21 protein-coding genes, 1 tRNA gene and 1 pseudogene are annotated in these 25101 nt (G+C 48.9%); 5 read left to right on the top strand and 18 right to left on the bottom strand.

The window, feature by feature from the left end:
• Positions 1–262: 262 nt before the first annotated feature.
• On the bottom strand, positions 263–610 hold the full coding sequence (locus tag VSQ62_RS18570) for a winged helix-turn-helix domain-containing protein (protein WP_502957768.1): 348 nt from the start codon (positions 608–610) through the stop codon (positions 263–265).
• 290 nt (positions 611–900) lie between these two features.
• Between VSQ62_RS18570 and VSQ62_RS18575 the strand changes: the two genes are divergently transcribed.
• A complete protein-coding gene (locus tag VSQ62_RS18575) occupies positions 901–1428 on the top strand; it encodes an ABC transporter permease family protein (RefSeq protein WP_334636246.1) in 528 nt (175 codons plus the stop codon).
• A gap of 369 nt (positions 1429–1797) precedes the next feature.
• Here the strand turns inward: VSQ62_RS18575 and VSQ62_RS18580 are convergent, their stop codons facing one another.
• Positions 1798–3483 (bottom strand): FAD-dependent oxidoreductase, encoded by a 1686-nt coding sequence (locus VSQ62_RS18580; protein WP_334636248.1) that lies wholly within the window; start codon positions 3481–3483, stop codon positions 1798–1800.
• A 374-nt stretch (positions 3484–3857) separates the two neighbouring features.
• On the opposite strand from VSQ62_RS18580, the gene VSQ62_RS18585 reads away from it, so the two are divergent.
• Entirely contained in the window at positions 3858–5090 is a 1233-nt protein-coding gene (locus tag VSQ62_RS18585) for an extracellular solute-binding protein (protein ID WP_334636249.1), read from the top strand.
• Between the two features lie 36 nt (positions 5091–5126).
• Positions 5127–6713: a methyl-accepting chemotaxis protein gene (locus VSQ62_RS18590; protein ID WP_334636250.1), complete on the top strand. Its 1587-nt coding sequence runs from the start codon at positions 5127–5129 to the stop codon at positions 6711–6713.
• Here VSQ62_RS18590 and VSQ62_RS18595 read toward each other — a convergent pair.
• The 5 genes from VSQ62_RS18595 to VSQ62_RS18615 all read right to left on the bottom strand — a co-directional run bounded on the left by VSQ62_RS18595 (position 6710) and on the right by VSQ62_RS18615 (position 13058).
• Complete coding sequence (locus tag VSQ62_RS18595; RefSeq protein ID WP_334636251.1) at positions 6710–7696, bottom strand: sensor histidine kinase; 987 nt, start codon at positions 7694–7696, stop codon at positions 6710–6712. The genes VSQ62_RS18590 and VSQ62_RS18595 overlap by 4 nt on opposite strands.
• Before the next feature lie 45 nt (positions 7697–7741).
• Complete coding sequence (locus VSQ62_RS18600; protein ID WP_334636252.1) at positions 7742–8419, bottom strand: response regulator transcription factor; 678 nt, start codon at positions 8417–8419, stop codon at positions 7742–7744.
• Between the two features lie 20 nt (positions 8420–8439).
• Complete coding sequence (locus VSQ62_RS18605) at positions 8440–11232, bottom strand: ABC transporter permease (protein WP_334636253.1); 2793 nt, start codon at positions 11230–11232, stop codon at positions 8440–8442.
• Positions 11232–11930, bottom strand: coding sequence for an ABC transporter ATP-binding protein (locus VSQ62_RS18610; protein ID WP_334636254.1), 699 nt, complete (start codon positions 11928–11930; stop codon positions 11232–11234). Before VSQ62_RS18610 ends, VSQ62_RS18605 begins: the two co-directional genes overlap by 1 nt.
• A gap of 252 nt (positions 11931–12182) precedes the next feature.
• Positions 12183–13058: a hypothetical protein gene (locus VSQ62_RS18615; RefSeq protein ID WP_334636256.1), complete on the bottom strand. Its 876-nt coding sequence runs from the start codon at positions 13056–13058 to the stop codon at positions 12183–12185.
• Positions 13059–13237: 179 nt separating this feature from the next.
• Here VSQ62_RS18615 and VSQ62_RS18620 point away from each other — a divergent pair, with 179 nt between their 5' ends.
• Positions 13238–14914 (top strand): methyl-accepting chemotaxis protein, encoded by a 1677-nt coding sequence (locus VSQ62_RS18620; protein WP_334636258.1) that lies wholly within the window; start codon positions 13238–13240, stop codon positions 14912–14914.
• A gap of 64 nt (positions 14915–14978) precedes the next feature.
• On the opposite strand, the gene VSQ62_RS18625 is transcribed toward VSQ62_RS18620, so the two are convergent.
• The 8 genes from VSQ62_RS18625 to efp all read right to left on the bottom strand — a co-directional run bounded on the left by VSQ62_RS18625 (position 14979) and on the right by efp (position 22436).
• A complete protein-coding gene (locus VSQ62_RS18625; protein ID WP_334636259.1) occupies positions 14979–15389 on the bottom strand; it encodes a hypothetical protein in 411 nt (136 codons plus the stop codon).
• A gap of 138 nt (positions 15390–15527) precedes the next feature.
• A complete protein-coding gene (locus VSQ62_RS18630; protein ID WP_334636260.1) occupies positions 15528–16787 on the bottom strand; it encodes a S1C family serine protease in 1260 nt (419 codons plus the stop codon).
• A gap of 99 nt (positions 16788–16886) precedes the next feature.
• Entirely contained in the window at positions 16887–18032 is a 1146-nt protein-coding gene (locus VSQ62_RS18635) for an alanyl-tRNA editing protein (protein ID WP_334636261.1), read from the bottom strand.
• Between the two features lie 3 nt (positions 18033–18035).
• A complete protein-coding gene (argS, locus tag VSQ62_RS18640) occupies positions 18036–19802 on the bottom strand; it encodes an arginine--tRNA ligase (protein WP_334636262.1) in 1767 nt (588 codons plus the stop codon).
• A gap of 93 nt (positions 19803–19895) precedes the next feature.
• Positions 19896–20525 (bottom strand): hypothetical protein, encoded by a 630-nt coding sequence (locus VSQ62_RS18645; RefSeq protein ID WP_334636263.1) that lies wholly within the window; start codon positions 20523–20525, stop codon positions 19896–19898.
• 72 nt (positions 20526–20597) lie between these two features.
• Positions 20598–20669: transfer RNA gene (locus VSQ62_RS18650), tRNA-Arg, on the bottom strand.
• A gap of 158 nt (positions 20670–20827) precedes the next feature.
• Entirely contained in the window at positions 20828–21703 is an 876-nt protein-coding gene (locus tag VSQ62_RS18655) for a DUF5688 family protein (RefSeq protein ID WP_334636264.1), read from the bottom strand.
• Positions 21704–21878: 175 nt separating this feature from the next.
• Positions 21879–22436 (bottom strand): elongation factor P, encoded by a 558-nt coding sequence (gene efp / locus VSQ62_RS18660; RefSeq protein WP_334636265.1) that lies wholly within the window; start codon positions 22434–22436, stop codon positions 21879–21881.
• Positions 22437–22628: 192 nt separating this feature from the next.
• On the opposite strand from efp, the gene VSQ62_RS18665 reads away from it, so the two are divergent.
• Entirely contained in the window at positions 22629–23303 is a 675-nt protein-coding gene (locus tag VSQ62_RS18665) for a peptidylprolyl isomerase (protein WP_334636266.1), read from the top strand.
• Here the strand turns inward: VSQ62_RS18665 and VSQ62_RS18670 are convergent.
• The 3 genes and pseudogenes from VSQ62_RS18670 to VSQ62_RS18680 form a co-directional block, all read right to left on the bottom strand.
• Complete coding sequence (locus VSQ62_RS18670; protein WP_334636268.1) at positions 23300–23812, bottom strand: YqeG family HAD IIIA-type phosphatase; 513 nt, start codon at positions 23810–23812, stop codon at positions 23300–23302. The two genes, VSQ62_RS18665 and VSQ62_RS18670, sit on opposite strands and share 4 nt — an antisense overlap.
• Positions 23812–24330, bottom strand: a pseudogene (locus tag VSQ62_RS18675) (shikimate kinase); the annotation flags it as partial. The gene VSQ62_RS18670 and the pseudogene VSQ62_RS18675, both read right to left, overlap by 1 nt.
• Before the next feature lie 36 nt (positions 24331–24366).
• Positions 24367–25050, bottom strand: a complete 684-nt coding sequence (locus VSQ62_RS18680) for a peptidoglycan recognition protein family protein (protein ID WP_334636269.1) — start codon at positions 25048–25050, stop codon at positions 24367–24369.
• Positions 25051–25101 lie beyond the last annotated feature (51 nt).

Raw genomic sequence — 25101 nt, forward strand, 5'->3', positions numbered from 1 at the left:
ACCAGATCCTGATTCTCAAGGAGAAGGCGGCCTCTACCATGCCAGTTCCAGCTTATGACAGATATAGTCCGGCACTTCCTGGTCGGAAAGTTCTAAAAAGCAATCACAAGTTGCAATCCGGCTATTTCAAAGGAAGTTTGACAAAGAAGTCTGGTATATCATCTTTCCAGAGGTATCTTGAATATAGCAGAATACATAATAGTCGTTATAAAAAAGGCGTTTAATTTTTTGACAAAGGTCTCAGCATTTGTGGTCTCCAATCTTATTTCCGTTTCTGGGTTAGAGAATATCCGGCCCCATATACCGTTTTTATTTCACAGATACTCTTTAATTCCCTTAACCGTTTCCGTAAAAAAGAAATGTAATTATCAACATTCCCCCGTTCAACTTCCGATGATGTACCCCATATTTTCAATATCAATTGTTCTCTTTGAAAAAGTGTTTCCGGGCTTTTCATAAGGACATATAACAATTCAGACTCTTTTGCTGTTAAAAAAATAGTCTTTAGGCTGCAAGTCAGTTCACGATTTGATTTATTCAAACACAAGTCTGCATAGCAGAGTTTATCTTCTGCTTTTATTTCGCTTGGACGCCTTGTTAAAGCCCTCACACGGGCAAGCAGTTCCTGTATATGGAGATAACTGCATATTCCAAAAAGCAGTGATAAGCATAGCGACTGGAGAAGCCACGGTCAGTGAAGCTGCCAAAGAGGATATCAAGAAAAAAACATTATTGCTGCTTTATGGGAATTTTGACGATACAGAAAATTTTACAGCTGCAAAAGTAATCATCACCCAATATAACTAGGAGGAAGGCATAGACATAAGCACAAACATGATTCTCCGTGCAACGGCTGATTCAAAAACAGCAATTGGAGAAAAAACAAAAGCAAAAGTTGTCATGGAGATTTTGAAAGAGGATGACAGAATTACGCCTGATGACGTGGAAGGGATAAAGGATTTGGAGGAAGTTTCCACTGTAAATTGTCTGGCAAAAAACGATGTGTTCCCTGTAAATTTCCAATTGGTTACGGGCAGCGATTCTACAGAAGCATCCAATCAGAAAGCATCCCTTCTATCCTACGATAATCTGGAAAATGACAGCGGGTTTTCAGAAGGAGTGTACCGTCTTGTATCTGGCAGTTATATTGCGGAGGACATAAAAGGGATTGTTATCAACTCTTATCTTGCGGATGCCAATCAATTAAAATTAGGAGACTTGATAGAATTAGAAAATACCAATGGAAAGCGGGTTCCCTTGGAAATTGTCGGTATCTTTTTATCTGGAAATGAAAGCAAGCAGCCAGAAGGAATGGATTCTGTAAACCGTATTGAAAACCAGATATTCATAGATAACATTTCCTACTCGGATTTATTTGAAACGGACGGTTACGCCAAAGTTGCTGTTTATTGCAAAAATCCAGAGTAATTAAACGTCTTAGAGGAAGAATTGAACAAATATTTATCTGATACCTTGTATCAACAAATGGCTCTGCCATTAGAACAGATTACCAGGGCTGCAACTTCTTCATCTGCCTGATTGTCATGGTCATATCGGTACAGTAAATATTCAGAGAAAATCTTCCGCTTGTCTCTGCTTTTTACCTGCATAGATAAAAAGCATGACAAACAGAGAAACTATGTAAACGCATGTGAAAGAAACCGAAATAATCATCGGCAGATCCTTTGCGTGAAATACATAATGTTTAAAATCCATATTTTTATTTTGTTTGTTTTCATATTGCTCCTCCGGGCACTCGTCTGTAAATCAGACGTTGTGCCCACACAAACTACAATCTCACATGCCGCATGCCGTTGCCGATTCAATCAGGCATCTGTCATTCATCACCCCGTCATAGAAACGGTAACCGCCTGAGAAATTGTATACATCATATCCATACCCCGCCAGGATCCGCGCCCCGATATAACTGCGCAGGCCGCTCTGACACATCACATAGACTGTCTTCCCATTCTCAAGCTCGCCGACCCGCTCTCTCAGCTCATCTACCGGAATATTGACAAAACCTTCGGCATGCCCGCGTCCATATTCCCCTTCCGTCCGGACATCCAGCAGGATCACACTCCCGTCACGTGGCAGACTGCCGACGTCCTCTGCATGGAATTGCTTTAGAATTCCCCTGGAAATATTATCGATCATAAAACCAGCCATATTGACCGGATCCTTCGCGGAAGAATAAGGCGGCGCATAGGCAAGATCCAATTCCTTTAAGCCGGCTGCTTTCATGCCCGCATGGATTGCTGTGGCCAGAACATCGATACGCTTATCCACTCCATCATATCCCACGATCTGAGCCCCCAGCAGGCGTCCGCTCTCCTTCTCAAATACTACCTTCATCGTCATGACTTTTCCGCCCGGATAATAGCCCGCATGACTCATAGGAGACAAGATTACCTTATCTACCTTAAGCCCTGCTTTTACCGCAGTCTTCTCATTGATCCCTGTAGCCGCGGCAGTCATATCAAACACCTGGATCACAGAGCTTCCAAGAGCCCCCTGATATCTGCTGTCGCCGCCGCAAATATTATCCGCTGCGATACGTCCCTGCTTATTCGCAGGACCGGCAAGCGAGATCAGAGCCTCCTGCCCCGTAACAAAATGCTTCACCTGCACCGCGTCTCCAACGGCATAGATATCGGGAACAGATGTCTCCATCCGGTCATTGACGATAATGCTGCCCTTGATCCCAAGTTCAAGGCCTGCGTCTTTTGCAAGCTGCGTATCTGGCGTAACACCGATGGCGAGCACTACCATATCCGCATGGAGAGGCTCCCCCTCCTTGAGAAGAACATCTACGCCGCCCTCCTTCTCCTCGAAGCCCTCCACAGTTTGGCCCAGAGCCAGCCTGACACCGTGTCTGCGCATCGCTCCGTGAATAAAGGATGCCATATCCGGATCAAATGGATTCATCAACTGCTTCGGACGTTGGACGATCGTAACCTCCATGCCAAGGTTTTTCAAGTTCTCGGCAAGCTCAAGCCCGATAAATCCTCCGCCTGACAGCACCGCGGATCTCGGATGATTCCGCCGGATATACTCTTTGATGCGGAAGGTATCTTCTACCGTGCGCAAGGTAAAAAGCTTTCCAATCCCCGTACCCGGTATCCTTGGCTGAGTCGGCTTTGCTCCGGGAGAAAGAAGCAGCTTATCATAGCTCTCCTCAAACACTTCTCCTGTTTCCAGATTCTTAACAGATACCGTCTTCTCCTCAGGATGCAGTGCAATCACCTCGTGGCGTACCTTCATCGTCACGCGGAAACGTAAGAAGAAACTCCCTGGAGTCTGAAGCGTCAGCTCCTCCTGATCTGTAATGACGTCCCCTATGTAATACGGCAGACCGCAGTTTGCGTAAGAAACATATCCTGACCGTTCAAATACTATGATCTCTGCCTGTTCATCTAATCTCCGGATTCTGGCGGCGGCAGTCGCTCCGCCTGCCACCCCGCCTACAATTACAACCTTCATATTATCCTCCATACCTCCATCTTCTCTTGATAAAATCATTATAATTGAGTATAGAAAGCTTTTCTGTGATTCTGTCACAAAACTATTCGTAACAGTTCAGATACCTTCACTGTTACAGGCATCCGGCCATTAAAAATCGCTTCACGATGGGCCGTATGCTTTCAGGCTCTACTCTATGACACGGTCAGCGCAGTGAATGCGCAGACCTGTCTGAACTGTTACAACTATTCTTCACTGTTTTCGCTCTCTGCCAAGTAAAAGTTGCCTCACCGCTCTTTCAATGATATAATATTATTGCAGTTTATACTCTGATACGGCGTTTTACGAATAACGCGGGAATGAACTGTTAACGAACAGAAAAGGATGGATTACATATGAGAAGACGAGTATACAGGCTGTTTTTGGGTATGCTCTGTACCGCAGCGCTTACAGGATGTGATACAGCCGATAAGACAGACTCTCCGGCTGCGGAAAAGCAGAAGGTCGAACTGGTAGTCTGGGGCGCCGAAGAAGATGCCGAACTGATGAACCAGCTCATCCAAAGCTTTCAGGCTAACTATCAGGGACAGGCCAATTTTCAGATAACATTTGAGGTACAAGGAGAATCCCAGTGCAAGGACGAATTGCTTGGCGGACTGGAAGAAGGCGCAGATATATTTACCTTTGCCGACGATCAGTTGAATGCACTGGCGGCGGCCGGAGCCTTGGACCCGATCGAGAACGCAGATGAGATCATCAGCAAGAATCTTACGAGCGCGGTAGAAGCCGCCACAGTAAACAATCAGCTCTACGCTTATCCGCTGACTGCGGATAACGGATATTTCTTATATTATAACAAGCATTATATCACAGAAGAACAGGTGAAGACCTTAGACGGCATATTAGAAGCCGCGGCGTCGAATGGCAGAGAATTCACCATGGACTGGTCCTCAGCGTGGTATGTATATTCTTTCTATGGGAATACCGGGCTTAAGGTCGGGCTTAACGACGACGGAATCACCAACTACTGCACCTGGAACCAGACGGAAGGCGATATCCTAGGCATCGACGTAGCCCGGGCGATGCTTCGGATCGCAGGGAATCCAGGCTTCGCCAATCGGACAGATACAGAATTCCTTGACGGGGTCAAGAATGGATCTGTGATCGCAGGTGTCAGCGGCGTATGGAATTCTGTTGCAGTGGAAGAAGCCTGGGGCGCGGATGCCGCAGCCGCCAAGCTGCCGACCTACACCTGTAACGGGGAACAGATACAGATGGCTTCTTTCTCTGGCTGTAAGCTGATCGGGGTAAATGCTTATTCCGAACATCCGAAATGGGCGGCCAGACTGGCAGAGTGGATCACCAACGAAGAGAACCAGCAGCTTAGATTTGAAATGCGCGGACAGGGCCCCTCTAACATCACCGTAGCAGAGTCTAAGGAGATCCAGCAATCTTTTGCAATCTCCGCTCTCTTAGAACAGTCTGAGTATTCTCAGCTTCAGCGGATCGGAGGCAAATTCTGGGACCCGGTTACAAAATTTGCCGAAAATATGGCCGCCGGCAACCCTTCCGGCCAGGATTTGCAAGAGCAATTGGACGAGATGGCGGAAAGTGTTTCCGCACGTTAATGATAATAATATGTCGAAAGGATCTGTTAACATAAGATGAAAAAGAAACTCACCATACAACAGCGTCTGATACTTCCGATCATCCTTCTGGGTGTTGTGGCATTGTTCTCGAATGTCCTGTCGGTTTTCAGCATCAATAACGTCAATTCCAATGCCTCTAAGATTGTAGACAACTATATGGTCGGCTCAGAGACATTGCAGAACATCCGTCATTCTACCACTGATATCCATAAGATGGCGTTGTCACACATTGTCGCAACGGATTATAATACCATGATCACTGTCGTGGCACAGATCAAGGAAGAAGAAGCGATTCTGGAAGAATATCTAAAAGAATATAAAAACTACGTGACAGAGGATGAAGAAGCAGTCTATGCACAGCTTCTGCAGAATTACGATTCCTTCAAGCACGCCCTGGTCTATCTTGTATGCGCAAGCGCAGACAGTCATACCGCGGATGCCTACGCTTATGCCAACGGCGACGTAGCTCATTTTGGTTCCGCCATAGCGGATAATACCAATGAATTATATGCCGCCGTCAGCGAAAGAACTGACAGCGCAAGGCACAAACTGCTGATGGTCTATATCATCTCACTGGTGATCGCGGCTGCTTCTATCATAACATGTCTGATATTAGTGCTTGCCGCCATCCGGATCATCAAAAAATATGTGATAGCACCGATCAAGGACACGGTAGATACTCTCCAGGAAAGCTCACAGAAGCTTGACGAAGTAACCGGCGAAGTGCTGAAACACACCCGTACATCGGGCAGAAGCGCCCGGGGGCTCTCCTCTCTTGCCGACTCCCTGTCCACGGCGATCCAGAAGGTAGCAAACAACGCGGCGATCATCAACAACAGCGCGTCCGACATGAAAGGGGATGTCCATGATATGGCCAATGAATGCAGTACGATCATGGATTATTCCTCTGCTATGAAGGTCCGTGCGAATGAGATGGAAGCGTCGGCACAGACGAATACAAAAGCAATCCAACAGAAAGCATCTGATATCTTAGACGTATTAGAGGAAGCAATCGAGAACAGCAAAAGCGTCAATCAGGTGAACAGCCTGACCAAAGATATCGTAGCAATCTCATCCACAACAAACCTGATCGCCCTTAACGCTTCCGTAGAAGCTATGCGGGCGGGCGAAGCCGGCAAAGGCTTTGCCGTCGTTGCCAGTGAGATCAAGACTCTTGCCAATTCCTGCAGTGAGACTGCCGGCCGTATCCAGGAGGTCAATCAGATCGTTACGAATGCCGTGCACAATTTGTCCAGGCACTCACAGGATATGGCGGATTATCTGAGCGGAACGATTCTTACGGAATTCCAGGAATTCATTCGTTCCGGAAGACAATACAAAGAAGACGCCGACTATGTTAAGGAAATGATCGATGCATTTAACAGCAGGACCGACCGGCTCAGGAACTCTATGGTTGAGATCGCCGATTCTATCGACAGTATTTCTAAGGCGATCGACGAGGGTGCAGACGGGATCAATGGAGTCGCAGGCAGCACAAAGAGCCTGGTTGCAGACATGGCAGATATCACAGGCCGTATGGATACGAACCGGGAGATTGTAGATGAATTAAAGAAGCAGATGGAAGTATTTGCTGACTTTTAGATCACCACTTCCGAGTACAGCTTGATATGGAATTCTGTTCCCCTCCCTGTCTCGCTCTTCACATTGACCGTTCCGTTCTGCTTCATGATGATCTGCTTTGACATGGCAAGCCCGATCCCCACACTATCCTGTGAGCGGCTTCCGCCCTTATAAAATCTCTCGAATATATGGGGAAGATGTTCTTTCGAGATCCCTTCCCCATTATCTCTGATCTTTATGTTAGTCGAGAAATTATTCTGATCAGCCGTAAGCTTCACCCATCCGCCCGGGGGCGTATGCTCGATACAGTTCTTCACGATATTGGAAATGGCTTCTTCCGTCCAACGCTCGTCACAAATGATCCTCATAGCACCTTCTGCAGCGATGTGAAGCTCCACCCCCTTAAGCTCCGCCAGAATCTCAAAGGGCTGGCAGGACCTGAAAAGAAGATCCCTCACCATCACCTCTTCCTTCTTAAGCCTGAGCATATCCGCGTCCAACTGCGACAGCGTCAGAAGATTCCGGATCAACCACGTGATCCGGTTCACCTGAGACTCAATCTTGTCTGTGAATTCCTCTCTCTTCTCTTCCGGAAGATCCGGCTTCTTCAACAGATCTGTCATGATCGTGACAGACGCAAGCGGCGTCTTAATCTGATGGGAGATGTCTGACAGCAGATCTGCCAGTTGTCTCTTCTTGCGGTCTGACGCTGACCGCTGCTCGCTGATCAGGACCACAAGCTTATAGATCTCACTCTCCAGAATACCAAACTGGCCGCTCCGGCACCTGGCGAGATCCGGCAGCGTAAGCTGATCCTGAAGGCGCGTCAGGTATGCGGTAAGCTCTGCCAACTGCTTTTCTCTCCGGTAATGGAAGAATACAGACGCAAGGAACATCCCGGCTATACAGACGCCGAGAACGATGCAGACCGGCTCTGGCTGTCTTAATACGGCACAGGCCGCAGCCGATATGATGATCATAAGGAAATATACGATACTATCCATCTCTTCTCCTTCTCATCTCTTCAATGTAATACCGCATATATGCGATCACACAAGCCGGTACCCTGTTCCCCGCACCGTCTGGATCAGTTCTCCTTCTGCCGTATCCCCAAGCTTCTTCCGCAGACGCTTGACATAGACGCTCAAAGTATTATCATTGACAAAATCTCCTGCCTCATCCCAGATATGCTCCAAGATCTGCCGTCTGGTCAGTATTTGCCCCCGATGGTTCAAAAAGATCAGCAGAAGCTTATATTCCATGGCTGTCAGCACGATCTCCTCCTGATCAAGATACACTCTCCCGGTCTGCAGGTTCACCTGATTACGCCCCACCGTCAGAATGTTCGCGGCAGCCTCCGGGTTCCTTGAGGTTCTCCGCAAGATGGCCTTCATCCGTGCCGTCAATTCCCTGATGCGGAAGGGCTTGGCAATATAATCATCCGCCCCCTGCTCTAACGCCATCACCGTATTGACCTCGTCATCACACGCTGTCAGGAACAGGATCGGCGCCTGGCTTATCTGCCGGACTGCCCGGCAGATCTGATAGCCGTCGCCGTCCGGCAGCATAACGTCCAACAGATAGAAACCGATGGAATCTCCGCCCTCTATCACCTCCATCGCCTCTGCCGCCGAAGCTGCCGTCATCACCTGATAGCCCTCCTGTGTCAGAGCAAATCTCAGCCCTTCCAGGATCACACTGTCATCCTCCACAACCAAAACCGTCATTTCTTATCTGCCTCTCTTCCTTAATTCTGCATCGAATCTATACCGCTCTTCCAGCCATGCACCAGAAGCGTGAATACTGCCAGCACACCTCCCGCAAGGACTACGGAGAATGCCGCCCCTGCTATCGGAAACGGTAATCTAAGATTCCCGAAGATCTTCGTCACTCCCGCCTGAATCAGCGTATATAAGAGACCGGAACAGATCCCTGCCCACAAAACCGCCCGCAGGAAGATCCCCAGACATTCATAGAGCAGCATTTTGCGCAGCTGTCCTTTCGTCATGCCCACAGAATACAGCACCGCCCACTCCTGCCTGCTCTCATCTCTCCATCCCCGTATAGAGTTGAACAGATTCAGCAGACAGATGACCGACGTAAGCACTACAAAACATCCCAACAACACGTCCGCGATCTGAACCAGTGTATTCATCAGATTCTCCTGAGATCCCAGCTTCGCAAATATATAATCCGAGTCCTCTATGTCGTTCAGCCTCTCAAGCTTGTCAATCAGTTCCCCGTCTTTCCCGTCCATCTTCATATAGAGCGTAGGGCTGATGCCTGCCGATTCTTTTCTGCCGCCCGCAATACCGTCAATCTCTTTTGCTACGCCAGTGCTCACAAGCAGCCAGACATATTGGTTATCATTTCCAAAGATCATATAATCTGTCAGCATTTCCTCCGAGACGATCCCGGCGTTCTCAATCGGCACGGTAACATTCTCCTCACGGTCCGAATCATACAATTCTAAGGCTACCTCATCCCCTGGTTCAAGATCCGACATATTTTCTATATGGAAGATCCGGTAGCGTTTTGGCTCCATCTCGGAGACCCGGTAGGTATCCGTAGAGATCACGCCCTCCTTCACCATAAGCGCCGCCGGGCGCTCCGCATCCATCAGCCGCTCGGCGGATATTCCGGCCCGCTCTGCTATCTCCTGCAGGCTCTTGTCATCTACGGCAAGGATATTTACCACAGACTTATCCTGCAGATGCTCCTTCCGGAACTCTTCTTCCGTAATGTCTCTGTGATAATACAGACTGAAGATCTCTCTTAATGCCTCCCAGTATTCTGCACTGTAGGTGTCAGACGGCACCTGTCCCGTGAACATACCCTCTCCCCACTCTGCCGTACTTACTACGTCCGGGCTGTTGGCTATCTCTTCTTTCAGCGCTTCATATTCCGCACTGTATCCGTATGAATAAAGCGCATAATCATAATCGTCAGTCTGGATATCGAGCACAGATCTGTTGATCTTCACATCCAGGATCTCATGGATCGTACTCGTCCCGTACACCGTGACGATCAGGATCACCATGAATACTGCCGCAGATACCGCCGCCGCCCTTGGCCGCCTCTTCTGACGCGTCAGCATATTCCTGGCCAACATCCCTTCTGCACCGAATGCTCGGATCACCGAAGACCTCATGGCATATTGCCGGCTCTTCTTCTCTGTATTTCCGCGGATACATTCGATAGGACCGATCTTCCCGATCTTCCTTGCCGGAAGCCATGCAGAGATCATAACCGTAAAGACGCTCACCAGAATCACCGCAGCCATATTCTCACCCGATATCCGGACGGATACCGGACTTAATTCTGCGGCTTCCTGTATCCCGACCATCATACCCAGCATGGGGCGAAATACCAGCATGGCAAGCTTAATGATCCCGATACCTGCAAGGATTCCTGTTGGAAGAGCGAAGATCAGCAGGCAGAAGGATTCGTAATAGATACTGCTTCTCTTCTGTCTCCCCGTAGCGCCGACTGAACATAGCATTCCCAGGTATCTGCTCCGTTCCTGAAACGACAGATTGAACACATTGTAGATCAGAAGCACCGACGCTCCCATGATCAGAACCACGAATATGACCGTCAGATACCGGATCACCATATTCAATGAAGACTCCGAAGAATTGGCCGAAAAACCGAGCACATAATCATTGTAATCTACCTCGCAGCCGTCAGCGATATCATAAATCTCTATACCATAATCTGGCGGCAGAAGCTCAAGATCGAATAACAGATTCAGATTGCTGCGCTCTTCTGACTGCTCCGTTAAGCCTGTCCCGCCTGTTGTCTCTGCCTGGCCGCCAAGCCCTGTAATCGCAGTATAGCCCGCCGCACCGGGGTCTTCATAGGACGGTGTCTCTATCACGCCGACGATCTGGTACCTCCCGGTCTTGCCCGTATACTCTATGTTCTCCCGAAAGCTGTCATTCTCGCCATAATAGGGGAAAGATTCCGGCACAGCCTTCGTCTCCCCATCCTTTAAAGTAATCCCGAAAAATGGAAAGATTATCTCCTTGGCCCCTTCATCGATCTTAGTGACAGATCGTTTGAAAAATCTTGCGTCGATCCAGTCCCCTACCTGGACTTTGGCGCCGTCGTCAACCGCACTTTTGCTCAGTACCAGCTCTTCTCCATTCTCTGGAAGTCTTCCTTCTGTAAGATGTATATTCATCCAGTCAAAGCAGACCGGCGAATATGCCTTGATATTGAGATAGGGACGTTCCTTATTCGCCGACTGTGCGAATCCGGTGACTCCCAAAGCCTGGGATCTTCCTGTTTCACGGACATAAGGGAGCGCTTCTGCCTCCTCGCACATTTCCTCTGTGACATCATACATGCTCACATGCCATTTGCCGTCTTTTAGTGCTGCGATCTCTTCCAGATATCCAATCCCAGTCTCTTTGCCGATGAATACTCCTGTCATCAGGATCACCATGAATACGATCCCGATAAATGTCACGAATGTGCGGCCTTTGTTCTGCTTCATATGCTGTCTGGTGACATAGAATACAATATTCTGTCTCATCACATGCCACCTCCAGTCATCCGAATCCGCTCGTCTCTCGTGATGCATCCGTCCTCGAGGCTGAGCATCCGGTCTGCCTGCAGCGCGATACTCTCGTCATGAGTAATGATCAGAAGGGTCTGCTTCTGGCTCCGGTTGGACTCCTTTAGCAGACGCACGATCTCTTCCCCGTTCCTCCGGTCCAGGTTGCCGGTTGGCTCATCCGCCAGAATGATCGCCGGATGGTTGTATAATGCCCGCCCAATAGACACTCTCTGCTGCTGCCCGCCGGAGAGCTGGCTTGGCAGATTATTTCTCCGGTCCGTAAGCCCCATCCGCTCCACCACCAGATCAAGCCGCTCCTGGTCGAACTTCCTCCCGTCGAGAAGATGCGGCAATACGATATTCTCATCCACATTCAACACCGGAAGCAGGTTATAGAACTGATAGATCAGCCCGATCTGCCTCCTTCTGAATACCGCAAGCTTACTCTCACCCAAGGCATGAATGTCCGTGCCTCCGATCATCACCCTTCCCTTCGTCGGCTTATCTACCCCGCCCAATATATGCAGCAGTGTGGACTTGCCGCTTCCGGACGGGCCTACGATGGATACGAATTCTCCTGCTTCTACACTAAATGATACGTCGTCTAGTGCATTTACACTTGTATCTCCTGAACCGTAGATCTTTGAAAGATGTTCACATCTTAGAATCTCCATAAGACACCTCCTGTATATTCGATATATTCTATCATACACGAGATTGATGACAGTACGGTGAATCCGTCCGTGACATTCTTGTCACTTACTGAACACCTTCTCCAATCCTTTCTCCACCCTGTGCTCCCACTCTCGAAATTCCCCATAAAGTAGGCTTCCTGCGATGTCAGAGACCTTTTGCTGCCAAACGGACATACCGTCACAAGAAAAACACCGGGAATACCTTAACCTTTCCCGGTAACTTGATAAAACTTACGCCTTCGTATCAATTAGATTGACCGCCTCTGGGATCGCGCTCAGATTGTTGATATCCACGCCGTAATCTGCCAAATTCTGCATATTAGCAGTATCCACAGTCACTTCATCGAAGTTCCAGAGAAGCCCGTACGACTTCACCACTCCTGCGAAATCATCCTCCGATGAATATTCATATCCTGCCAGTTCTTGCCCCGTATACCCCTGATACTTGGTCTTAAGCCCGTCCGCAAGCTTTAGAAGCTGTTCCTTGGCTGATGCAAGATACTCCAACGCTTCCTCCATATTGTCTGTACCCTTCAAGCTGTCTGCGATACTTCTGATCCTGTCCGGGATCTCCCCAAGCACCGTCCGGAATTCTTCGCCGAATAACTTCCCGTATACGGCGTCGGAATTACGGAAGCCTTCATCCATCAGATCTGCTCTCCATTCTAAGATCTCCGCCATATCCCTGTACTCTTCTTCCATCAATTCCTTCAGCTTATCTGCACGCTTCTTCGAACCGCTGTCTGCAATCTTCTCATATTCTGACTGCAGATAGCGAAGCCTTGCTTCCTTGTAGGTAACGCTGTCCGTCAAAGAACCTGCCACCTGATAAAACTCTTCTATCTTCTGAGCCGCCTTTACCGGCACATCCCCCTTCGCCACGATGAATGCTGACAGAGGCGCCGCCGTACCCGTATTCTCAAGCCCGATATCTATCCTCTTCTCTTCTCCGTTCCTTGTAAGGGCCGACGCCTTCTCAGTGATCTCCTTCTGCTCCAAGGCCCTCCGTGCGTCCGCCGTCCTTACAGCTCCGGGTAATAACTGATTCAGGCTCTTCTGACCGCGTGCAGTATTCATCCAAAATAGATTCTGTGTGCTGATCCGCATATCCTTCCTCCTTAACGGTGTCTCGACTATTACGCTGCTATTAATATAATCGGCAATCTGGGAGTCCTTCATAACAATACTGCAGAAATACTTTTGATTATAAAATATATCATTGAAATTTCCCTCTTTTTTCTATACACTAAGAATAGGTATTATTTAATGTCAAAGGAGATTTTCAAATGAAAAAAGCAATGAAACAATCCAAACTTATTGCCGTTTTGAATGGCATATCCATCTTTGCGCTGATCTTAATGGCATTGCTTCTTCTCTTCTACGCCAACGTAGATAAGAAGCTTTCACAGAACAACGAAGACCGGTTTAACCTGACCTACAACGCCAACCGGTTCATGAACGGTTCTGCCTATCTGACCAATGAGGTCCGCGCTTACGCGGCAACCGGAGATCAGGTACACTATGACAACTACTGGAACGAGATCAACAACCTCAAGAACCGCGACCAGGGTGTCGCCGCCATGCAGGAGATCGGAATTACCTCCGGGGAGCAGAGCATGATCGACGAGATGTCCGCGCTCTCCAATAAGCTGGTTCCTCTTGAGGAGGACGCCATGAACAATGTGCAGGAGAAGAAACTTCAGAAAGCGCTGGATTATGTCTACGGCGAAGAATACAGTACTTCTATCGCGCAGATCAATTCCCTCAAGGAACAGTTCCTCTCGGCGCTGGATACACGGACTGCCGAAGAGATCAGGACATTGAACCTGCGCCTGACGATCATCCGTATCCTCATATATACGGCTCTGGTTCTGGTAGGTGTCATTCAGCTCGTTGTGATGTCCGTCACACGCCGCAAGATCCTTCACCCGATCATCGCTGTCCGGGATCAGATGGGTGAGATATCTATGGGGAATCTCTCGGCAGAATTCCCGCTTGAGTCTGATACCTCTGAGATCGGTATGCTTGTCGCCTCCATCCATGAGACGAAGAAAGAGCTGAAGAATTACATACATGACATTGACTCCAAGCTAGCCCAGATGGCGCAAGGCAAGATGAACCTGTCCATCGACACAGATTACCGCGGAGAATTCCTGCCGATCCAGAACGCTCTTAGACAGATTCTGGATTCTCTGAATCTTGCGCTATCCCAGATCAACCATACGGCCCGCCAGGTGTCTGACGAGTCAGAACAGATGGCGTCTGACGCCCAGGTTCTCTCCTCCGGCGCCGCCGAACAGGCATCTGCCATCCAGGAGCTCTCTGCCAATATCCAGTCCTTATCCAGTCAGGTATCCTCGACCTCACAGGATGCCGACAATGCACGGAAGACTTCCATGGATTCGGCAGCACAGCTTACTGCATGCAGTAAGAAGATGGAAGAACTGACGTCAGCCATGGCAGATATCTCCGAGTCTTCCCAGAAGATCAATGGGATCATTAAGACGATTGAAGACATTTCCTTCCAGACTAATATTCTGGCGATCAATGCATCCGTGGAGGCTGCCCGTGCAGGCACATACGGCAGAGGTTTCGCCGTTGTCGCCGACGAGGTACAGAGCCTTGCCAACAAGAGCTCCATTGCCGCTAAGGATATCACGAAGTTGATCGAGAATTCTCTGGAACTCGTACAGCACGGAACCGCTCTGTCCGGTGATACAACCGAAGCTCTCGCAGTCGGCGTATCCGGTTCCCAGAGTACCGCCGATCTGATCCAGAAGATCGCCGATTCCGCACAGCAGCAGGCATTGTCTCTTCAGCAGCTTACAGACGGCGTAGAGCAGATCTCCGATGTCGTCCAGACCAACACTGCAACCGCAGAGAAATCAGCCGCCTCCGCAAGCGAACTTCATAAACAGGCAGAGGAGCTGAAACAGTCTGTTCAGAAGTTCCAGCTTCGCTAAAACTAAAAGGGGGCTACCTGGGAAAGGAATCCCAGGCAGCCCCAATCATTTAAGTATGGAAGCACTATTTTAACAGGACAAACACGATCAACGCGGCCACGATCACAATTGCAACTGCAAGGATGATGATTGGAAGCTTAGACATCTTCTCATCATCGTCATAGTCATAATCATCATCATAGTCGTCATCATAGTCGTCTTCGATCTCTTCCTGACGTCTCGTCTTTTTCTTCTTTTTCTTGCCGTCCCCTACCGCGAGCATCTCGTCGTATGCCCTGCGCATCTCTTCTTCCCGTTTCTTCCGAACCTGCTTCGGAGGTATATTGGAGTATCTCTGTTCCTCCTCATCTTCATCATCATTCTTCTCTATTGTCTTCTGGGGAACCTTGAACTTTTTCTTGCAATTATAGCATAAGAGATAGTTCGGGTCTTTTTTTCCCTGCTTTAATTCCTGACCGCATATTGGACATTTCATCAGTATGTGTTCCTCCTCTTATTTTCACGTATATGGTCATTATACTACATCCCTTCTAAAATTTCAAAAAATATTTTCTTAATTATATCCTAATTATATCAAAAAGGCCGGACACCCTGCCCAGCCTTTTATTATCTTTTATTTCGTACTGTTTCCAAGTGTTACTTCCACATCCTGACTCGTATATTCACCGTTATTACCCGGCGTCTCTATAGTAAGCGTCACCGTCTCTCCGGCTCTGTAATACTGAAGCTGTTCCTGAAGTGCCGCCATGCTGTTCACCGAAGACCCGTTCAGCGCCGTGATCACAGAACCCTTGGTGATACCTGCTTTCGCCGCACCGCCGCCTCTGGTGACATTGGATATATATACACCCATCGGCATATTATACATCTGAGAAGTATCCTGGGACACATCCACTCCCTCAATGCCGATGAAGCCTCTCTCACTCTCTGCAACCTTCGTCTTTGTCTCCTGGTTCATCAGTCCTTCAATGGTCTCTCTCGCTTCAGAGATCGGAATGGCATAGCCCATGCCCTCTACCGCATCCATCGCTGCTTTCGCAGTATTGATCCCGATCACCTCGCCGTTCGCATTCAGCAGGGCGCCGCCGCTGTTTCCAGGATTGATCGCTGCGTCTGTCTGGATCAGGCTGCTGTCTATTCCGTCGATCGTTCTGTCTGTAGCAGAGATGATCCCTCTGGTTACAGACTGTCCGTATCCAAGCGCATTCCCAATGGCAATAGCCTCTTCTCCTACCTGAATCTGCTCGGAATCCCCCAGCGTCGCTACAGCGATCTTCTCTCTGGTACTGTCCTTCACCTTACTGAGTTCTACCGCTACCACTGCCAGATCCCGGTTCGCATCCGTTCCCTTTATATTCGCCTCCACGCTCTCCTGGTCTATGAAAGACACCGTAAGCGTATCGCTGCCTTCAACGACATGATTGTTCGTCACGATCAGAAGCTCTGTATCATTCTGACCGATAATGATACCGGAACCGGCGCTCTCACTCTCCCGCTCCTGTACGCCTCCGAAGAAGCTCTGTACCTGTTGGACACTCATATTCGTGATCGAGACTACAGACGGCATGGTATTCTTCGTAATATCCGCTACATTGGAATCTACCGTACCGCTGGAAGCTGTCGTAAGCTTCGTATTGCCTACACTCTCCGTCTTCTTCGTATCCTCTCCGTGTTCCGCCGTACCGAACACTCTGTCTGCTACGATGTTGCTGGTCTGAAACGCGGCGCTTGCGGTCACTCCGAATATCAGCCCGAAGCATACCGTCTTCATCCACTTGGGAACTCCTCCCTTCCTATGCGGGTGTCCCTGATTCCTGTCATCCTGCATATTCGGTTCCTGTCCTGGCGTATAATGAGTATATTGGTGATCCATATTGATATCTCCTTTCGAAATTACTTTTCTCTGCTTCTGATGACTATTCTACCGCCAAATTGTGTTCAAACTGTGACAGAACCGTGATAAAATATTGACTTATAATAATTTCGTCCGGATCGCTTCTTCTGTCCCCGCAAGAGATCCCTGCACCATCTCCGGCTTCCCGCCGCCTCTGCCGTTAAATGCTTCATTCAGCAGCTTGCTGTACGGTCTTACATCCTTCTTACGGCTACCGATCACATAGCGGTACCCGCTCTGATCCGTCCCCGCGAATACGGCGCAGCATGCGGCGCCCCTCTCCAGCAGAAGGTTCATCAATTCTCTCGGCTCATTTCCCGAAAGCTCCGGATCGAATACGGCCGTCACGCCCTCCCCAAGAGGTATCTCTGCCGCCCGGTATCCCAGAAGCTTCTGCTGCAGCGACGCATTCTTCCCCTTGAGACTTGCCATCTCTTCCTTGAGGTGCGATACCGCTTCCGCCGTCTCATACTCCTTCACACAGAGAAGTGCGGAAACTGTCTTCGTATTCTCATCCTTGATACTGTAATCCCTGAGCGCGCGGAAACCCGCCAGCATCGTGATACGTTCCCCGCCTTTATAGTTCATCATATCCACCAGCTTGATGAGGCCGATCTCCCCGGTACTCTTCATATGGGGCGCGCAGCACGCACATACGTCATATCCCGGTACTGTTATGATACGGACCTGCCCTTCGATCTCAATCTTGCTCCTGTATTCCATGTGCACAAGCTCTTCCTTAGACGGATATGTCACCTCAACCGCCAGATTCCGGAATACGGCACGGTTCGCTTCCATCTCGATCTCTCGTAACTGTTCCCTGGTGATCGGACCGTTGAAATCCATCGTACAGTAATCACTCCCCAGATGAAATCCTACATTCTCATAGCCAAATCTGGCATGAACGATCCCTGAGATGATATGCTCTCCTGTGTGCTGCTGCATCCGCTCAAACCGTTCCTCCCAGTCAAGCTTCCCATGTACATGTCCGCCCACCGGCAGGGGGCCTTCCATGGTATGGTATATGATCCCGTCCTTCTCATGGGCATCCGTGACACGGATCCCGTCTATCCAGCCAATATCCCCGTACTGACCTCCGCCCTCCGGGAAAAATGCGGTCCTGTCAAGCACCGTCTTATACCCTTGGGCCGTCTTCTCACACTCCAGGACCTCTGCATCAAATTCTCTGACGTAACTGTCCTGGTAGAATAACTTCTCCGTCATCTCCTACATCCTCTCCGGCGCCGTAAAGCCCAGCACATCTATACAGGCTTCCAGCACCCTTCTCGTCAGTATCAGCAAAGCGATATATCCCTTCTGCTTTGTCTCATCCTCCTCTGCGAGGATCTTCGTCTCATGGTAGAAACGGTTGAACACATTCGCCAGATCATAGATATAGGCACAGATCTTATGAAGCGCCAGCTCTTCAAATGCCGTCTCCATCACGTCATTGTATTTTAAGATCTCCAGCATCAGCGCCTTCTCACTATCGTTCTGCGCACATCTGATCGCAAGGCCTTCCAGTCCATTGCCGTCCGCCTGATATTTGCTCAGGATCGACTTGATCCGCACGATGGTATACAGGATATAGGGACCAGTATTCCCCTCAAAGGAGGTAAAGCGGTCTACGTCGAACACATAATCCTTGGACGCCTGGTTCGACAGATCTCCGTACTTGATCGCGGACATTCCGACGATCTTCGCCGTCTCATCTGCTTCATCTTCTGCAACCGTCCGATTCTCGGCAATCTTCCTGCGCATCTCATCTTCAATCTCCGCGATCAGATTCTCCAGACGCATCACTCCGCCTTCCCTGGTCTTAAAAGGCTTGCCGTCCTTACCGTTCATCGTACCGAACCCCAGGAATGCAAGATCCGTTCCCTCCGGCACAATACCGGTCTTCCTCGCTGCCCTGAACACCTGGAGAAAATGCAGCTCCTGACGCTTGTCCGCAACATAGATGATCTGATCCGGCTGATAATCCTGCTCCCTCTGGATCAGCGTCGCAAGATCTGTCGTCCCGTAGAGCGACGCCCCGTCTGATTTCTGGATCATGCACGGCGGAATCTCCTTGGTATCCGTCTCCTCCTGCACATCGATCACCAGCGCGCCCTCGTCAATATGGGCATATCCTTCCTTCTTCAATCTGTCGATCATATCCGGAATATAGGCCTGGGCATCCGCCTCGCCCTTCCAAAGATCAAAGTGCACGTTCAGGCTCGCATAATTCTTCTTAAGGTCTTCCACGGAAATATTCATAATATGCCGCCACACCGCCATATATCCCTTGTGTCCATTCTGCAGGAGATACGTCGCCTTAAGCGCTTCTCTCCTGTATTCCTCGTCATCCTTCGCCTTGCCGCTTGCCGTAGGATAGATCTCCTCCAGCTCGCCTATGGTAAACGGCGCCTCCGCCGGATACTCCCCGCCAAATCCTTCATCAAAATACGGCAGGTCAGGCTTACGCTCCTTAAGTTCAGTGATGATCAGTCCCATCTGGTAGCCCCAGTCGCCCAGATGGATATCTCCCAATACCTTATGTCCCATCTTCCTTGCAAGCCTTTTGATCCCTTCGCCGATGATCGCAGAGCGCAGATGTCCCACATGGAGCGGCTTCGCCACGTTAGGTCCGCCGTAGTCAACAACGATCGTCCTGGGCTCTTCTGCCGTCTTAAGACCCATATTCTCATCCGCACACATCTGATTCAGATACTCTGCCACATATTCCCTGTTAAGCTTCAGATTAATGAACCCCGGATTCACCACATTCACTTCTTCCAGACACCGGCTGCCCTCTAATCCTGCCGCCACATCATTTGCAATCATGACCGGAGCCTTCCTATATGCTTTCGCTCCCGCCATCGCCCCGTTGCACTGGTATTCACACAGATCCGGCCGATTAGATAAGGTTACTTTCGCATATTCCTTATCGTAGCCGGCTGCCTGAAATGCCTCGGCCAGCTCTTCTGTGATAAGCTCCATGATCTTCTTCATCTTCGTTCTCCTCCTCTATCTCAATATGTACAAAAAAAAGCCAGACCTCTGTAATCTACAGGGATCTGACCCCTTGAAACTCATTGCAATCTTCTAACTCCCGGTAGAATTCTCATATGCATTCTTCAGATCCAGCAACGCTTCTTGAAGCAGCGCGTCTGACCTGACCGCTTCCTGATATGCCTTCTGCGTCTTCGTCATAAGCTTCTGTACATCTTCATGCTGTGCGACCATCTGAATATATTCCTTGATCTCCTGGTCCTTAACATCGGCAATGATCCGGCATCCGCCTTCCTCATCGTCTTCCACATACACCGTACCAAGCCCGGGAACCTTCGTATAAATATCCTTGATCTTCATATCATACGCCACAAACACCACATATGTACCCCGGTATCTGCCCTCTTTGGTATAGATATGGATATCATCATACGACTCCGCAAAACTGGCTTCCTCTCCCTGCTGCCGGTAATACTCCCTGACAGCCTCGGTAATCTCCGGATATTCTTCCGTTCTGAGCGGATTCAGTTCCATGACCTCGCATCCTCTGTTCTCCACATACAAACGGTCAGAAGTTGTCTTTTGTGCTTTCTGGACTTTCGCTTCGGTTAGACTCGATCCGGCTGCCACCAACGCCGCTGCCAACGCAACCAAGAATACCAGCAGATATCCTCCCTTGCTTCTCCTGCGGACGGAAGGGCAGTCTCTCTTCGTTCCTTCCATAAAGACTACCTCCATATGCACTTAAAAACATGATACTCACGGCAGATCTGTCTGCCTATTCGTATAAAAATACACACCCGGGCGGATTCGAACCGCCGCTCCCGCCTCCGGAGGGCGGTGCTCTATCCCCTGAGCTACGGGTGCATAATCTGTCTCTGCCAGGCATGACCTTTCTCATGATGCATGTCCGACAAATAATGTAATATGAAATTGCAAATGTTATATTACCACATTTATCCGAAAAAGTAAAGGAAATGATATCGACTTTTCTCACATTTCCTTCACTTTTTTTATTTTATCCTTTATAAGAGTAATTTTCCCTTCCCTCTGTCGTAATAATATGCACGATCTGACAAAATATCCTCTGCTTCGATCTGTGTCTCGTTCACTTCCGCCACAAGTGCATTCAGCGCTTCCCACCCCGGGGCAGCACTCTCCGGCACAATGATCACCTCATGCACACTACTTGGCAGCACATAGTAATTCTCCTTAAGATAATCTCCGATTCCTTCAAGCCTGTCCTCGTACAGGATCGCCGCAGCGCCATAACTGCGGAGCCGGTTGCTCATCACATACATAACATCTTCAAAGCTTCCCCCATCCTCACCTGTCAGCTCTTCGATCAGAGCATACATGGTCCCAAATTCATAGGGAAGAAGCCTGGGTGTATTCTCCTTAGCCTTCCTTGCAATCTCGCTCTTCGTTACATTCCACATCTCCAGATGCTCATCTCTGATCATCAAAGACGCCATTCCGTGTGAATTCACTTCGATCAGCACATAGAAGATCACTGCAAGATCCAGATATTCCTCATAGGGAACTTCCTTCAACAGTTCCTTATTCGCCTCGCGGTTCACCAGACGATAGATGATCTTCCTTCTTACATTCTGATAATCCTTGATAAATTCTCCCTCAAATGAACGCCGGAACCGTACTTCCTTGTACAGCCTTAAGATCTCCCCGGCAATATGCTCCACCGAACTTCCGCCCTGAAACTGCTGATAGTATTCCTCCAGATAGATCGTCGGAAAGATATTGATCCCTTTCTGTGCGATCGTCAATCCATGTCTCTTTGTCCCGTTGTTCTTCACCGCCGAATGTATGTATACCGTTACATCATCCCTTACTTCTTCCTTCACCTTAACTTCTACCTCATGGATAAACTGAAAATATGTCATTCCTCTCCTTTCTTAAATAGCTGCATGTCTTTTCTCATGGAAATCGGCATGAATCCTGCCTTAGAATCATTTAGAATATAATTGAAATATTATGGTATAACCATTATAAAAAAGCCCTGCAGAAATTGCAAGGCTTTTCGTATGCCATATTTCGACATATTTCGTATCTGTTATACTATGCTCTGGATAAATACTGTCCGGTACGGGTGTCAATCTTGATCTTCTCCCCCTGCTCCACAAACAGCGGAACCATAACCTGAGCGCCTGTCTCAACGATCGCCGGCTTCGTCGCGCCTGTCGCCGTATTCCCCTTCACTCCCGGTTCAGACTCTGTGATCACAAGCTCAACTGTGAACGGAGGCTCAATCGCAAATACCTTCCCCTGATAAGACTTCATGGAAACCACTTCATTCTCCTTCACAAACTTCAAAGCGTCGCCGACATCGTCTTTGCCCACCGGTGTCTGCTCATAAGTCTCCATATCCATAAAATAATACAAGTCACCGTCATTATACAGGTATTGTACTTCCTTCCTCTCGATAAACGCCTTCTTCAGCACATCCTTCGACGGATTAAATGTCCTCTCAACTACACCGCCGTTGATCACGTCTTTTAACTTCGTACGGACAAACGCGGAACCCTTTCCTGGTTTTACGTGTAAGAATTCCAGACATTCATACACCTTCCCGTCAATCTCGTAAGTAGTACCCTTCTCAATATAAGCATCTGCCATTCTATAAATCCTCCTTAGCCGCGCCAAACGCGCATTCATACATTCATTTTTCCTTTTTTCATTCTATAATAGATTACGCCTTTTTTCAACCTTTTTTTCTTCACAAAAATTCATTTGACATTTCTGCATGATACATTCTACAATAAATGAGTATGTAATCTAACAAAAATTATATTTTCTGGAGGCATGATTATGAAAAAAGCAACCTTATTTCTTCTATGTACAGCCCTTCTTGCCGCTGTCATCACCGGATGCGGTTCGGGCAAGAAATCCGAGGACGCGGCCGAAGAGAACACATCCGGTCAGGTATCGGACGAAGCTTCCGATCATTCCGGCGATGAGACGGCCGATCACAAGGAAGACCTTCTAAGCGGCCTGCACCACGCTGAGATCGAGATCAACGATTATGGCACCATCTCCCTTGAGCTTGATGCCGATACCGCTCCCGTCTCGGTCACCAACTTTGTAACCCTTGCCAAAGAAGGATTCTATGACGGGCTTACTTTCCACCGTATCATCAGCGGATTTATGATCCAGGGCGGCGACCCTCTGGGCAATGGGACCGGCGGATCTGACACAGAGATCAAGGGTGAATTCTCAAGCAACGGCGTAGAGAATAACATCGCCCACGAACGGGGCGTCATCTCCATGGCCAGATCCCAGAATCCCGACAGCGCATCATCCCAGTTCTTCATCATGCATCAGGACAGCCCTCATCTTGACGGGGACTATGCTGCCTTTGGGCATGTAACCTCCGGTATAGAGATCGTAGACCAGATCTGCGAGAACACACCGGTACAGGATGACAACGGAACGGTAGACGCCGGTGACCAGCCTGTGATCAAGACCATTCGGGTAATCGACTAACGGCGATTACCCTTTTTCAGGTTCTTTTTATAGAAATGCAGCACAACCCTCTCCAGATAACGCTTCAACACGATCTGGATCTCTTCTTTGGGATGGATCGGCTTCACAAGGATATTGCGGATCCCTGCCCGCTTCGCCCCCCACACATCCGTAAAAAGCTGATCGCCGATAAACAGGGAATTCTCCTTGTCTGTCCCCATAATCTCCATGGCCTTCACATAATTCTTCGTGGACGGCTTGTGGGCGTTATAGACATAATCCACCCCGATATCCTGGTTGAACATCTTCACCCTTGGCTCCTGATTGTTCGAGATCAGGCAGCATCGAAAACCGATACTCTTAAGCCGGTCAAATAGAGCTGTCGCCCTCTTGTCCGCCGGCGCTCCGTGGGGCACTAACGTATTATCGATATCAAAGATCAGCCCCCTGTATCCTTCCTCGTATAATTGTTCAAAATCAATCACATATGTGGACGCCACATATCTGTCTGGAAAAAACATATCAAACATTACTCTTCTATCTCCATCAGACGCTGCACAAGCTCCTCACAAACCTGGGGCACCGTCTTATTATCCGTATTGACCACGATGTCCGCAGCAGCCTCATATCTGTCCCGCCGCTGCTCCATCAACTCCAAGATTCCCTTTACATTCTTCCTTCCGTCCAATACCGGTCTGCCTTCACTGTTCTTCACACGCTCATAGACCGTCTCCGGGCTTGCGGTAAGGAGCACCACCTTCCCGTTCTTCTTCATCTGTACAACATTCTTCTCCCGCAGGGCCGCTCCTCCTCCGCAGGAGATTACCGTATTCTTGTGGGATTGCATCTCAACCAGCAGTCCCGTCTCCAGATCCCGGAAATACTCTTCCCCATGTACAGCAAAGATCTCCGGGATGCTCATCTTCTCGCGCTCTGCGATCACCTGATCCATCTCTACGGTCCTCATCGCAAACCTGGCGCTCAAGTATTCTGAAACCGTGGATTTGCCGGTTCCCATGAAACCGATCAACACAATGTTATAGTCAAATCCGCCCATCTTGTTCTCTCCTGTCCGTTTCGTCTTTTATTTATTGTCCTTAAAATCTGCCAGCGTCTTTCCCACGTCTTCCCGGAATTTCTTCCACGCCTCTTCGTCCTCGACAAAATATTTGGGGCATATCTTCCCCGTCACATCATAGTGCCGGATCACATTGTCTTCATTCAGGTCAAATTTCATACACAGCCACGCACATAACTGAACCATGGATGTGTAGGTCGCGTCGTTGAATTTCCCCGTCTCATCCGGGTGGCAGCATTCTATGGATACCGTATCTATATTACGGCTGTTCGAGGCATAAGCTACCTCCCAGGTCGGAACACACTGCACGATCTCGCCGTTCAGGCCGACAACGAAATTACTGCTCACCTGGGTGTCATGGCCATCCTTTAAGCTCTCAAAATAATTCCGGTTATCTATGGCATCCGACCCCGGATTCGCCGTATAATGAACGACAATACCGGTAATCTTCTCCGTAGGCGTACCCGGTCTTGAATAAGGGTTCACCGTCAGAAGCTCCACATCGATTTCCGGTTCTACCGCTTCGATCTTCTCTCCTGTCTTCTCAAAATATTTGTTGGTAAGCCAGGAAGGTTTGAATATCTTGATCAGTATCAATATCACCAACGCAACGATCAATAGGGCCAGCCCTGCACGCAGATATAATTGGATTCTTTTCTTTTTCTGGCTCTTTTTCTTCTTTTTCTTCATGACTTTCTCCGTTTTGTATTCTGACAGTAACATAATATGCCATCAGACGTC

Source organism: Sporofaciens sp. JLR.KK001, assembly GCF_036941055.1.
Taxonomy (GTDB): Bacteria; Bacillota; Clostridia; order Lachnospirales; family Lachnospiraceae; genus Sporofaciens.

Bases quoted from the DNA above. Each gene is read 5' to 3' on its own strand.
- VSQ62_RS18615 (WP_334636256.1), bottom strand. From the start codon at position 13,058: ATGCGGATCAGCACACAGAATCTATTTTGGATGAATACTGCACGCGGT.
- argS (WP_334636262.1), bottom strand. From the start codon at position 19,802: ATGAAGAAGATCATGGAGCTTATCACAGAAGAGCTGGCCGAGGCATTT.
- VSQ62_RS18680 (WP_334636269.1), bottom strand. From the start codon at position 25,050: ATGAAGAAAAAGAAGAAAAAGAGCCAGAAAAAGAAAAGAATCCAATTA.
- VSQ62_RS18580 (WP_334636248.1), bottom strand. From the start codon at position 3,483: ATGAAGGTTGTAATTGTAGGCGGGGTGGCAGGCGGAGCGACTGCCGCC.
- VSQ62_RS18585 (WP_334636249.1), top strand. From the start codon at position 3,858: ATGAGAAGACGAGTATACAGGCTGTTTTTGGGTATGCTCTGTACCGCA.
- VSQ62_RS18625 (WP_334636259.1), bottom strand. From the start codon at position 15,389: ATGAAATGTCCAATATGCGGTCAGGAATTAAAGCAGGGAAAAAAAGAC.
- VSQ62_RS18665 (WP_334636266.1), top strand. From the start codon at position 22,629: ATGAAAAAAGCAACCTTATTTCTTCTATGTACAGCCCTTCTTGCCGCT.
- VSQ62_RS18655 (WP_334636264.1), bottom strand. From the start codon at position 21,703: ATGACATATTTTCAGTTTATCCATGAGGTAGAAGTTAAGGTGAAGGAA.
- VSQ62_RS18630 (WP_334636260.1), bottom strand. From the start codon at position 16,787: ATGGATCACCAATATACTCATTATACGCCAGGACAGGAACCGAATATG.
- VSQ62_RS18605 (WP_334636253.1), bottom strand. From the start codon at position 11,232: ATGAGACAGAATATTGTATTCTATGTCACCAGACAGCATATGAAGCAG.
- VSQ62_RS18590 (WP_334636250.1), top strand. From the start codon at position 5,127: ATGAAAAAGAAACTCACCATACAACAGCGTCTGATACTTCCGATCATC.
- VSQ62_RS18635 (WP_334636261.1), bottom strand. From the start codon at position 18,032: ATGACGGAGAAGTTATTCTACCAGGACAGTTACGTCAGAGAATTTGAT.
- VSQ62_RS18595 (WP_334636251.1), bottom strand. From the start codon at position 7,696: ATGGATAGTATCGTATATTTCCTTATGATCATCATATCGGCTGCGGCC.
- VSQ62_RS18610 (WP_334636254.1), bottom strand. From the start codon at position 11,930: ATGGAGATTCTAAGATGTGAACATCTTTCAAAGATCTACGGTTCAGGA.
- VSQ62_RS18645 (WP_334636263.1), bottom strand. From the start codon at position 20,525: ATGGAAGGAACGAAGAGAGACTGCCCTTCCGTCCGCAGGAGAAGCAAG.
- VSQ62_RS18670 (WP_334636268.1), bottom strand. From the start codon at position 23,812: ATGTTTGATATGTTTTTTCCAGACAGATATGTGGCGTCCACATATGTG.
- VSQ62_RS18575 (WP_334636246.1), top strand. From the start codon at position 901: ATGGAGATTTTGAAAGAGGATGACAGAATTACGCCTGATGACGTGGAA.
- VSQ62_RS18620 (WP_334636258.1), top strand. From the start codon at position 13,238: ATGAAAAAAGCAATGAAACAATCCAAACTTATTGCCGTTTTGAATGGC.
- VSQ62_RS18600 (WP_334636252.1), bottom strand. From the start codon at position 8,419: ATGACGGTTTTGGTTGTGGAGGATGACAGTGTGATCCTGGAAGGGCTG.
- efp (WP_334636265.1), bottom strand. From the start codon at position 22,436: ATGGCAGATGCTTATATTGAGAAGGGTACTACTTACGAGATTGACGGG.